At 56.6% G+C, this 10,355-nt stretch carries 14 protein-coding genes, 3 tRNA genes and 1 riboswitch; of the genes, 4 read left to right on the top strand and 13 right to left on the bottom strand.

What is annotated here, in order from left to right; translation table 11 throughout:
• Window position 1 precedes the first annotated feature (1 nt).
• The 3 genes from ANI01nite_RS10650 to ANI01nite_RS10645 are packed head-to-tail and all read right to left on the bottom strand — an operon-like array spanning window position 2 to window position 1,565.
• Window positions 2-646, bottom strand: coding sequence for an anthranilate synthase component II (locus ANI01nite_RS10650; protein ID WP_141357906.1), 645 nt, complete (start codon window positions 644-646; stop codon window positions 2-4).
• Window positions 643-813, bottom strand: a complete 171-nt coding sequence (locus ANI01nite_RS16705; protein ID WP_038992718.1) for a hypothetical protein — start codon at window positions 811-813, stop codon at window positions 643-645. The genes ANI01nite_RS10650 and ANI01nite_RS16705 overlap by 4 nt, the downstream gene beginning before the upstream one ends.
• 8 nt (window positions 814-821) lie before the next feature.
• A complete protein-coding gene (locus ANI01nite_RS10645) occupies window positions 822-1,565 on the bottom strand; it encodes a class E sortase (RefSeq protein WP_255314502.1) in 744 nt (247 codons plus the stop codon).
• A gap of 254 nt (window positions 1,566-1,819) precedes the next feature.
• Between ANI01nite_RS10645 and ANI01nite_RS10640 the strand changes: the two genes are divergently transcribed.
• Window positions 1,820-2,077 carry a cell division protein CrgA gene (locus ANI01nite_RS10640; protein WP_038992721.1) on the top strand — a complete coding sequence of 86 codons (258 nt, stop codon included), beginning with the start codon at window positions 1,820-1,822 and terminating at the stop codon, window positions 2,075-2,077.
• A gap of 62 nt (window positions 2,078-2,139) precedes the next feature.
• On the opposite strand, the gene ANI01nite_RS10635 is transcribed toward ANI01nite_RS10640, so the two are convergent.
• Window positions 2,140-2,457, bottom strand: a complete 318-nt coding sequence (locus tag ANI01nite_RS10635; protein WP_038992722.1) for a DMT family transporter — start codon at window positions 2,455-2,457, stop codon at window positions 2,140-2,142.
• 11 nt (window positions 2,458-2,468) lie between these two features.
• Window positions 2,469-2,536: riboswitch (guanidine-III (ykkC-III) riboswitch) on the bottom strand.
• A gap of 3 nt (window positions 2,537-2,539) precedes the next feature.
• The gene (locus tag ANI01nite_RS10630) at window positions 2,540-3,418 is read right to left on the bottom strand and encodes an ArgP/LysG family DNA-binding transcriptional regulator (protein ID WP_255314508.1); all 879 of its coding nucleotides are present in this window, start codon (window positions 3,416-3,418) and stop codon (window positions 2,540-2,542) included.
• Window positions 3,419-3,509: 91 nt separating this feature from the next.
• On the opposite strand from ANI01nite_RS10630, the gene ANI01nite_RS10625 reads away from it, so the two are divergent.
• Window positions 3,510-4,112 carry a LysE/ArgO family amino acid transporter gene (locus ANI01nite_RS10625; protein ID WP_038992724.1) on the top strand — a complete coding sequence of 201 codons (603 nt, stop codon included), beginning with the start codon at window positions 3,510-3,512 and terminating at the stop codon, window positions 4,110-4,112.
• 481 nt (window positions 4,113-4,593) lie between these two features.
• Here ANI01nite_RS10625 and ANI01nite_RS10620 read toward each other — a convergent pair whose 3' ends face one another.
• Entirely contained in the window at window positions 4,594-5,319 is a 726-nt protein-coding gene (locus ANI01nite_RS10620; RefSeq protein ID WP_066142746.1) for a rhomboid family intramembrane serine protease, read from the bottom strand.
• Between the two features lie 232 nt (window positions 5,320-5,551).
• The gene (locus tag ANI01nite_RS10615; protein WP_038992728.1) at window positions 5,552-6,097 is read right to left on the bottom strand and encodes a peptidylprolyl isomerase; all 546 of its coding nucleotides are present in this window, start codon (window positions 6,095-6,097) and stop codon (window positions 5,552-5,554) included.
• 171 nt (window positions 6,098-6,268) lie between these two features.
• On the opposite strand from ANI01nite_RS10615, the gene ANI01nite_RS10610 reads away from it, so the two are divergent.
• Complete coding sequence (locus ANI01nite_RS10610; RefSeq protein WP_128470857.1) at window positions 6,269-6,475, top strand: hypothetical protein; 207 nt, start codon at window positions 6,269-6,271, stop codon at window positions 6,473-6,475.
• Between the two features lie 6 nt (window positions 6,476-6,481).
• Here the strand turns inward: ANI01nite_RS10610 and ANI01nite_RS10605 are convergent, their stop codons facing one another.
• Window positions 6,482-7,351, bottom strand: a complete 870-nt coding sequence (locus tag ANI01nite_RS10605; RefSeq protein ID WP_141357898.1) for a DMT family transporter — start codon at window positions 7,349-7,351, stop codon at window positions 6,482-6,484.
• A gap of 130 nt (window positions 7,352-7,481) precedes the next feature.
• A complete protein-coding gene (locus ANI01nite_RS10600; protein WP_141357896.1) occupies window positions 7,482-8,453 on the bottom strand; it encodes a bile acid:sodium symporter family protein in 972 nt (323 codons plus the stop codon).
• Window positions 8,454-8,562: 109 nt separating this feature from the next.
• Here ANI01nite_RS10600 and ANI01nite_RS10595 point away from each other — a divergent pair, with 109 nt between their 5' ends.
• Window positions 8,563-9,705, top strand: a complete 1,143-nt coding sequence (locus tag ANI01nite_RS10595; RefSeq protein WP_170214625.1) for a glycosyltransferase family 4 protein — start codon at window positions 8,563-8,565, stop codon at window positions 9,703-9,705.
• 67 nt (window positions 9,706-9,772) lie between these two features.
• On the opposite strand, the gene ANI01nite_RS10590 is transcribed toward ANI01nite_RS10595, so the two are convergent.
• From ANI01nite_RS10590 to ANI01nite_RS10580, 4 genes are all read right to left on the bottom strand, one after another.
• Window positions 9,773-9,845, bottom strand: a tRNA-Ala gene (locus ANI01nite_RS10590).
• 95 nt (window positions 9,846-9,940) lie between these two features.
• Window positions 9,941-10,013: transfer RNA gene (locus ANI01nite_RS10585), tRNA-Ala, on the bottom strand.
• Window positions 10,014-10,020: 7 nt separating this feature from the next.
• Window positions 10,021-10,140, bottom strand: coding sequence for a DLW-39 family protein (locus ANI01nite_RS17210; RefSeq protein WP_211286071.1), 120 nt, complete (start codon window positions 10,138-10,140; stop codon window positions 10,021-10,023).
• A 31-nt stretch (window positions 10,141-10,171) separates the two neighbouring features.
• Window positions 10,172-10,245 (bottom strand) — tRNA-Ile (locus ANI01nite_RS10580).
• Window positions 10,246-10,355: the final 110 nt, after the last annotated feature.

Raw genomic sequence — 10,355 nt, 5'->3', positions numbered from 1 at the left:
GTTATTCTCCGCTGAATAGCGGGCTCAGGGCAGCGGCCTTCTTGGCCGCGCCCTGCAGTCCTACGAACTCCAGCCAGTTGCCCAGCATCTGGTAACCCTGTTCGGTCAGCACCGACTCCGGATGGTACTGCAGGCCCCACAGCGGCGCTTCGCGGTGCGCCAAGCCCATGATGACTCCACCGGCGGTCGCCGCAATGATCTCCAGCTCAGCCGGGATGCTCTCGCGTACCGCTGCCAGGGAATGGTAGCGCGTCGCGGTGAACGGGTTGGCTACCTGGTTGAAGACCGGGTGGTTCTCGTGGTTGACCAGCGAGGTCTTCCCGTGCATCAGCTCTTCCGCGTGCGTGACCGTTCCGCCATAGGCCTCGGCGAGCGCCTGGTGCCCGAGGCAGACGCCGAGCATCGGCTTGCGCTGCGCTCCGCACCACTTGATCAGATCGATGCTGACGCCAGCTCCTGCAGGCTCTCCGGGCCCTGGGGAAATCAGCACGCCGTCGTAGTCTGCGGCCAGCTTGGTCGCTTCCTCAACGCTCAGATCGTCGTTGCGGTAAACGGCGGTTTCCGCGCCCAGCTCCTGCAAGTAGCCTACGAGGGTGTACACAAAGCTGTCGTAATTGTCGATCACAAGGATCTTGGTGCTGCTCACGGTGTGCTCTGGCCAATCGTTGAATCGGTAAATGGGCTGATGTACTGGTTCAGCCATGGGAAAACGTACATCATCAGTAATAGCACGATCGCGGCAATGAGAATCAATGCTTCAAGAATACGAAGCCACAAAGGGCCGGGCAGGTTTCTGAATATCCAGGCGTACATTTCTTCTCCTAGCTCGTTGCGTCAATGACCATGTCGCGGATTTCCTGCGGCGGTCCCGCGTCCAGGGGGCGCCAGTCGGTGAGTTCCGAGTAAGCGATCATGCGTTGCTGGGTCGAGTACTTCGGATGGCAGGTGGTCATGGTCAGGATCGACTTCGTTGGCTCCACTCCCCACTGGTGCGGGGTGGGCAACAGGACATCTCCGTTGGAGGGAGCCACAATCTCGGTAGCGTACCAGGTATAGGTGTAATACCCTTCGGCGGTCTGCAGATAGATCTTGTCGCCATCCTGCAGCTTGTCGATGTCCCAGAAGACCTGGCCATGGGTCTGGCGGTGGGCCGCGACAGCGAAGTTGCCCAGCTCCCCTGGCTGCTGCGTAGTCGGATAATGCCCGATGCCGAGGTTGTCGATCACGTGGTCTTCCACACCGTAGGTCACCGGGTGGTGCGAACCGTTAGCGCCGAAGCGCGGGAAGTACATGATGCCGAAGGTTTCTCCGGGAACCAATTCCGTGACCGGAGCCGGACCGTAGTCCTTCTCCTCTTCTTCTTCCTCATTGATTTCCGGCACCTTCACGTCGCCGAGTTCCTGCACGAGATTTGCGGTGACTTCCTTCTGGGCCTGTGCCGAGTCGATGTTCGTCCACCACAGTTCCCACACCACGTAGAGCATCAGCAGGATGCCAAGGGTAATCAGCAGCTCACCAAAGAACCCGGCGATACGGTTCCCTGCCGACGGTTGTCTACGCTGCATGCGACGACCCTGCGCTGTGGCGGTTCGGTTCACGGCGGTCTGGCTCCTTAGGCAAAAGAAATGCGCGAATCAGGTCAACTAACGTGGGCCGATGCTGGCCAAAACCCAGAGTTCCAGCGGGTAACGGCTAGTATTGAAGCTACGTAGGAATGCACTAAGCAGTTCTCAGCATTCTTGCACCCAAGCCTACCGGGAAGACCTGAAGGTCACCCACATTTACTACATTAAGCAGATGAAGCCGAGGGAGCATTCGAGTGCCGGAGTCAAAGCCACGACGCAAGAAGAATTCACAGCCGCAGGAGACGCGCCAGAACTCCCATGCCATCGATAAGCCGATGCCGGGCTGGTACAAGCCAGTCATGTTCGGACTGATGCTTCTGGGCCTGCTGTGGATCATCGTTTATTACGTTTCGCAGACCCTGTACCCGATTCCGAATATCGGCGGATGGAACATCGTCGTCGGCTTCGGAATCGCCATGGTCGGATTCTTCATGACAACAGGCTGGAAATAGGCCTATCGCCGGTCCCCTTGATGAAAGGGACCGGCGAAGCTGATTAATGGCGGCCGTTGCTATTAGTGGCTGACGGCTTTCAATCCGATGATGCAGCCGACGAGGCCGAGAATGAAGACCATCTTCAGCACGCTGAATGCTTCCTGCCCGGTGGCCATCGAGTAGATGACGGCAAGCGAGGCTCCAATGCCCACCCAAACGGCATACGCGGTGCCCACGGGGATCTCTTTCATTGCGTAGGCCAGTCCGCCCATGGAGATAACCAGACCAACGAAGAAGACGATGGTCGGAACGAGTTTAGAGAAACCCTCGCTCATGCCAAGAGCGACGGCCCATACCGCTTCAAACAGTCCAGAGACGATCAAAACTATCCAATGCATGCCAGATACTTTCTGGCCGTCTTGTCGCGTTCCGGGTACGGCTCCCTCGTCCGGGTCCAAGCAGTTATTGCTGGTGACCACCTCAGGCTAGCAAATGCAGGTCATGCTGTCTTGCGGCTGTGACCAATATGCCACCTATCCGCCTGAGGATTGGCGAATCCACCGCCCAGCGCTGAAAAAACAGTGGCACATCGATAAACCATTGCTCGTTGAGCACCTGCAGCCCCTTGGCTTTCTGCAGCTGCGGCTCCGGTACCATCCCCCATCCCATCCCTGCTTCGATGGCCGCAACAAATTGCACGGAGTCCGGTACATGGTGGATCTGTCCCGCCGGGCGCGCCTTGGCTCCGGCGGCCCGCTCGAGCATGAGGTGCTGCAAAGGATCCTCGCGATCAAAGACCACCATAGGGGTGCGAATCAGTTCATCCGCGCTCCCGGTGGGTACATGGCGTTGGGCCACCGTAGCTTTAGCTGCCGCGCGGTAGCGCATTGCCCCCAGCTTCTCGCTGATGCATCCCTGGATGTTCTCTTCAGAATTCGTGACCACTGCACTGACACGGCCTGTCCGAAGCAGCTCCAGTCCCCTGTTTTCATCCGTTCGCACAATTTCGCAGGAAAGGTCCTCAAATTTGGCGAGCTCGGAGAATACCGGACCGAACCATGTGGAAAGCGAATCCGCGTTGACTCCGATCGCGATCTGGACTGGTTTCTCCGAGGCGATCTCGTTTGAGAACTCTGCACTGAGCAAGGACATCTGACGCGCATAGCGCAGTACTTTGGTTCCTTGCTCGGTGGCAGCAACCGGTCGACTGCGAACTAGCAGAATTGCCCCCAAACGATTCTCCAGCGCTTTGATGCGCTGGCTGACCGCCGAGGCGGTAATCCCCAGATCAATTGAGGCATCATCGAAACTTCCCGCATCCACAACTGCCAGCAGGGTTTCAAGTTGTTCCACATCCATATTCACATAAGGAACTCTAATGTAGATTCAGGAACTTAAGTTCGACGCAGTTTAAGGATTTTCTTACAGTTTTTACATGTTCTCTGGACCCTTGTTCTTCGGCTTCACCACGGGCTTGTCCCTCATCATCGCCATTGGTGCGCAAAACGCTTTCGTCTTGCGCCAAGGAATACGGAAAGAACATGTTTTCATCACTGCGCTGGTGTGTTCGTTGTCAGACGCAGTATTGATTGCCGCCGGCGCCAGTGGCATGGGAGCACTGGTCGAGCGAGCGCCTTGGCTATTGATGATTGCGCGAATTGGCGGTTTCATCTTCTTGGCAAGCTACGCGATTTTCGCTTTCCGCCGGGCGTTGAAGCCCGAAGCGCTGAAGGTCTCTGCACTGCCTGGCGCAACATCGGTCGCTTCAATCGTCGGGACGACTTTGGCCCTCACCTGGCTGAACCCGCATGTGTATATCGATACGGTTCTGCTTCTGGGGTCAATGGCCACTTCCCAAGCCGCGGGCGCACCTCACTTCGCCATTGGTGCCATCCTTGCCAGCTTTACCTGGTTCTTCGCACTCGCCTATGGCGCGCGGTTCCTGGCCCCGCTCTTCGCAAAGCCGAAAGCGTGGCAAGTACTGGATATAGCCATCGGTTTCGTCATGCTCATCTTCGCGAGCATGCTGATCCTTCCAGTCTTCACCAAGTAATCCACAGGCTAGAACTTTTATCCACAGTCTTTGTGCACAACTTTAATGAACAGTTGTTCACAAAGTTATCCACAGCTGGGGAAAAATGGGGGATACTGAGTGGATTTCTTCAAGGCTACCAAGTCAAGTGCGCTTCCAGGGCGTGAAATCACATGCTTGTAAGTTATTAACACTGTGGATTTCCATTGTGGATAAGGCTTGGGTTCGCCATTTGCGCCGCGATTTGCCAGATTCGTTTAAACTTTCGAACCCAAAGTTATTAACAGACTTGGGGTTCGTATATGCACTATCTACAGGGGTTGTTTAAAAGTTATCCACAGTTGGGGACAAAGCTGTGAGTATTGCGTGCTTGAAGGCGAATACCCTTGATATCAAGGGGGAGCAGAGGTGTTAATAACCTTTATGCGCAGAGAGTTACATGCTTGTAAGTTATTAACAGTGTGGATAAGCAGTGTGGATAAACGGTTCGTCGTTTTTCGAATTACCCCAAGGGCCACTTCACAGCTTCGGTGGAAATGTAGACCGCGGCTAGCAACGCAATCGATAGGGCAGTGAGCAAAAGTATCTGCGTTCGCGCACGTTGTGGATTACTTCTCGGGATAAGCACGATGCAGCAGGCTCCGAGAATACCCAAAATCGCGCCGCCCAGGTGTCCCTGCCACGAGATACCGGAAATCACGAAGCCCAGAGCCACATTCAAGGCAAGGATGATTCCCATGGAGCGAAGTGCTTGCTTATTGGATCGGAACACGACGAAAGTCGCGAGGAATAGTCCCGCCAATGCGCCTGAAGCTCCGAGCGTGGCGCTGAGCGGATCGCTCAGCAGGAGAACTCCCAGTGAGCCGCCAAAGGCACTGAGCAGGTATAGCCAGGTGAAGCGCAGCCGCCCCATTCGCGGCTCTAGCATGGTCCCGAAGATGTAGACACCGTACATGTTCATGGCCAGGTGCAGGAAGGAACTCGTGGAGTGGGCAAAGGCGCTGGTTATCAGGCGCCATGGCTCATAGGCAGCCAGAGCGGGGGCGAGTACAAGCTGATTAGTGAATCCGGGGATGATCCACTGCAGCAGATACACCAGCACGTTCAGGCCGATGAACGTGTACGTGACAACAGGGGCGCCGGAGCGGGCCCGGCCACCGAACTGGGTTTTCTGCTGTGGCAGGTTCTTATTGGCTTGCGCTACGCAGTCCACACAGTGCACACCCACGGGTGCAGAGACCTGGCACTGCGGGCAGATCGGGCGCCCACAGCGGTTGCACGAAACATAAGACACCGTCTGCGGATGCCGAAAGCACGTAGGAGCAGCTTGGCCCTCTGGGGAAACCTGTCCGAAGGACATCGGTACCTGCCTTGCGTTGGGGGAGTAAGGATTAAATGCCCGAGGCCCCGGCAATGCCTGCTAGGAATCGCCGGAGCCTCGTGGTGGTGCGCCTGTGCTGTTACAGGGTCTCGATGTCGACCGAGTTGATGACGACGTCTTCCAGTGGCTTGTCACGGCCATCGGTAGCAACGGCGTTCAATGCGTCAACGACCTTGCGGGAATCTGCATCGACAACTTCACCGAAGATGGTGTGCTTGCCCTGCAGCCAGGTGGTAGGAACGGTGGTGATGAAGAACTGCGAACCGTTGGTTCCACGACCCATGCGGATACCCGCATTGGCCATAGCCAGCTTGTAAGGCTCGTTGAAGTTCAGTTCTGGGTGGATCTCATCATCGAACTGGTAGCCTGGGCCGCCGAAGCCCTGGCCCAGTGGGTCGCCACCCTGAATCATGAAATCGGAAATGATGCGGTGGAAGATGGTTCCGCTGTACAGCGGGGTGTTGGACTTCTTGTCACCGGATTCTGGGTGTACCCACTCCTGCTCACCGGTCGACAGGCCAACGAAGTTCTTTACGGTCTTCGGTGCGTGGTTGCCGAAGAGCTCGACAACGATATCGCCCAAAGTAGTGTGAATCGTGGCTTTATGAGTTGCGTTTGCGGTCATGCCCTCATTCTTCCATGATCTATGCTCGACCCGCTAAATACTGACGTACGCGTTGAGTGAAAATTTGGATGACTTTCAGGCTGCTATTCCGCTTATGCTGGCTACTTGGCATGGAACTGCCTACTCTTGAACTGTCGGTTAGTGTGAATTTCTTCGGATCGGGAGCAATGCATGAGCAAGAAGAGCAAAGCAGGAAAAGTACTAGCCGTTGGCTTGATTGCGGGACTTGTCGCGGTGCTGGTTGCCGTGTGGAAAGCCTCGAAGCCTATTGAGGATCCATGGGAGAACGAGCCGCTTCCTGCACAGCCGCACCAGCCTGCTGAATCAAGGGAAGCAAGCGTGGAAGAAATCCGCGAAATCCTCGAAGATGACAAGTAATCCTGGCTAGGCTTTAATTTTTGGTTGGGCTTGCCCTCGGATCACGAGGGCAAGCCCTACGAGTATCACCGCCAACCCGGCATAGGTAGCGATAGAAACTACCTGGCCTAAGAACAATGCCGCCAGGATTGCTGCTCCAGGGATCTCAAGCAGAATCAGCGTCGAAACGGTCAGCGGACCGAGCACGCTCAGCAAGTGATTCATGGCGGTATGGCCGAAGATCTGGGCGCAAAGCGTCAGCAGAATGATCCCTATCCATCCTCGAGCGTCAAAACCCCAGATAGGGGTCCCAGTCACGAGGCACAGGATCAATAGCACGACGGCGGTAAACGCATAGCAGCTCGAGGCATATGTTGCAGTTCCCAAGGTCCTTCGTGCCACGGATCCGGCCAGCGTGTATACCGCGGCCAGGATTCCGCCGGCCAAGGCCAGCAGATCGCCAATGATGGCGTCCCACCCCAGTCCCATATCGAAACCCGTGATGATGATGGCACCAAGCAGCGCAACGCCCATGCCAAGGAAAACCTGGGTCCGGTATTTGGTGCCGCGCAGAACCTGGTAAATCGCGATCCAGACACCTTGGATGCACACCAGCGCCGTACCGGCAGCCACACTGGTCAGCCGCATCGAATACATGAAGCATACGAAATGCAATGCAAGAGCCACGCCGGCAATCCCGGTGAAGAACCATTCCCGCCCGGTCATCTGCAGATAGGCTTTTGAATTTTTGCGCAGCGCCGGTGCGCTGAGCACAGCCGCGGCAGCACCATTGCGCCAGAAGGCCATGGAGAGAACCGGGACACCCGGGAAGGCAGCGATTATGGGGCCGGATGCCGAAATACCGAGGATTCCGACCAGGGCAAGCAAGATGGTCACCAACCCAGATTACAGTTTCCGAACGCAGGGGCTTCATTCATATGCCGAAGCCGGCGAAACCGGCGATTCCGTGGAAGAGTCAAAATATGCACAATTTGGCATATGAACTGCAAAACGCCATATTTTCTGTCTATTTTACCAGTTTTCTCCGCCAGTATGCAGCGATCAATGCGCCGGACAAGTTATGCCAAACAGAGAATACGGCACCCGGCAGCGCCGCCTCCGGCGAGAAGTATTGCTTCGCCAGCCCTCCGGCAAGACCCGAGTTCTGCATGCCGACTTCGATGGCAATCGTGCGCCGGGAATCCTCGGGAACCCGCAGGAGGATGCCGATGGCATATCCCAATGCCAGGCCCAGTGCGTTATGCAAGACTACCGCCACCAAGACCAGCAGCCCGGCCGTCACGATTGTCTGCGCGCTGCCCGCGACGATGACCGTCACCACGAATGTAATGGCCAGCACCGACAGCCATGGCAGCGCACCGCTGACCTTGTCCACGAACCGATTGAACAGCATGCGCAGGAAGATGCCCAGCACCACCGGGATCAAGACGATCTGGACAACACTGATTGCCATGGATCCCGCATCGACCGGCATGTACTGGCCAGCGAGCCACAAGGCCAGCGCTGGAGTCAGCAAAGGTGCGAGCAGGGTCGACACCGAAGTCATGGCGACGGACAGAGCAACATTGCCGCGAGCCAAGTACGAAACCACGTTGGAAGCCGTGCCTCCGGGAGCGCAGCCAACCAGAATCAGGCCGGCTGCCAATGCCGGTTCAAGTTGCAGCATCGTGGCTACCAGCCAGCCCATCGAAGGCATGATGATGAACTGCGCTGCGACACCGCCCAGTACCGGCAAGGGATTCTTGAACACCAACGCGAAATCCGGCATGGTCAAGGTCAGCCCCATGCAGAACATGATCACCATCAGCAGCGGATTGATCCAACTGGAAAGTCCCAAGAACGCTTGGGGCATGAGCATTCCGCATAATCCGCCGAGCAATATCAGCACAGGGAAGAGCAGTACCGCAATGCGGGAGTTTCTTTCGGTTTCTTTGGCGTTCGCCTCGACGGTGAAAGGGCTGGGCTGTTCATTTGGCACCTAGGTAGTCTGCCACTAATGAGGTGCCGCCACAACGAGACAACTGAAGTTAATCCTTTGCCCTAGCCATATTAACTTGGGTGTCACTGGCAATCCTCATGCTGGAGACGTGAAGGTAGCAATTGTCGCTGAATCGTTCCTTCCCCATTTCAATGGGGTGACCAACTCAATCCTCAAGACCTTGGACCACCTGAGGCAGACGGGCCGTGAAGCCGTCGTCATCACCCCCGCAGGCTCGCTGGCAGGGGAGTTGTCGGGCCACGGCGTGCCAAAGCTCTACCAGGGCTTCAAGATCCTCACGGTTCCTTCCATGCCGTTGGCCAGTTATCCGGAGGTGCGGGTCGCTACTACCAGCGTTAGCCGGCTGCGCAAATTGCTGGCTCGAGAGAGAGTAGATGTCGTTCATCTGGCTAGCCCGTTCATCCTGGGCTGGCAGGCGCTTCGCGCCGCACAACAGCTGGACTTGCCCACGGTGGCGCTGTATCAGACCGAGGTTCCAAGCTACGCGGCACGCTATAAGATGCCATGGCTTACCCAAAGGCTCTGGGAGCACGTCAGAGCGATCCACACCGGTGCGGACCTGACGCTGGTGCCAAGTACGTTTTCCTACCAGCAGCTCGAATCCCTGGGCGTCCAGCGCCTGGCCATTTCAGGCAGGGGAGTCGATACAGCCCAGTTCACGCCACGACGGCGCAGCGAGCACTTCAGACAGGCGGTCGCCCCGAATGAGGAGGTGGTCATTGGCTATGTCGGCCGGCTGGCGGCAGAGAAGCAGGTTGCCGACCTGCAGGCCTTGGCTGACCTTGAGAATACCCGCCTGGTGATTGTCGGTTCCGGCCCGCTCGAGGACGAACTGCGCAGCCTGCTCCCCAATGCCCACTTCACCGGTTTCCTTTCAGGGGAGCGCTTGGGCGAGGTCATGGCCTCGATGGACATTTTCGTCCATCCCGGAGCCTCGGAGACCTTCTGCCAGACCATTCAGGAAGCGATGGCCTGCGGCGTGCCTGTGGTAGCCGTAGGACGTGGGGGACCGCTGGATCTGGTGGATTCCTCGCGCACCGGTTGGCTCTACCAGCCGGGGAATCTTGATGAACTGCGCAGCCGCGTCAGCGACTTGGCGTACGACGATGCAAAACGCCTGGCTTTTGCCAGCGCCGCGCTGAGCAGTGTCCAGGATCGTTCTTGGCACGGCATTGGCCAGCAGCTGCTTGGGCACTATGAGCAGGTCCGGATGGCCAGGATCCGGCACTAGCTGGACAGAAAAGTCTTTCAGATGCGCAAAAGGCGGAAAGCTGTCGCTTTCCGCCTTTTGGCAAATGTGGAGCCTAGGAGAATCGAACTCCTGACATTCTGCTTGCAAAGCAGACGCTCTACCAACTGAGCTAAGGCCCCGTATTCAATTTTGAAGCTTCCGCCCCGTGATCAATTCAGCTGAACCAATCAAAAAGAATTAGCGGAAAGTTTTCACTTTCCGCCACTTTCTTTTGTGGAGCCTAGGAGAATCGAACTCCTGACATTCTGCTTGCAAAGCAGACGCTCTACCAACTGAGCTAAGGCCCCAAAAGCTTTAGGAAACTTTATCGGCTACCTGATGCCAGGTTTCCTTTGTTTCCGACGAAGCCTTCGCCTTCTTGACCAAGACTACTGCAGCAGTCGCGATCGATGCGAGAACCAGGAACTTTTTCATTGCTTCCTCTTTCTCTCCAGCAAGGTTTCCGTGGGCGTACCAAGACTTGAACTTGGGACCTCTTCGTTATCAGCGAAGCGCTCTAACCGCCTGAGCTATACGCCCTTGCTTTTGTTTTGTTCCCTTCGGAACGAAATAAAACTTTACCAGTGTTCCCCGAAAGATACAAATCGAGCCCGGGTGTCATGCATCACAGCACGAATCCCGGGCTCGAC

The organism is Glutamicibacter nicotianae (genome assembly GCF_006539525.1).
In the GTDB taxonomy this organism is placed as follows: Bacteria; Actinomycetota; Actinomycetes; order Actinomycetales; family Micrococcaceae; genus Glutamicibacter; species Glutamicibacter nicotianae.
This window is presented reverse-complemented; position numbering and strand designations above follow the sequence as displayed.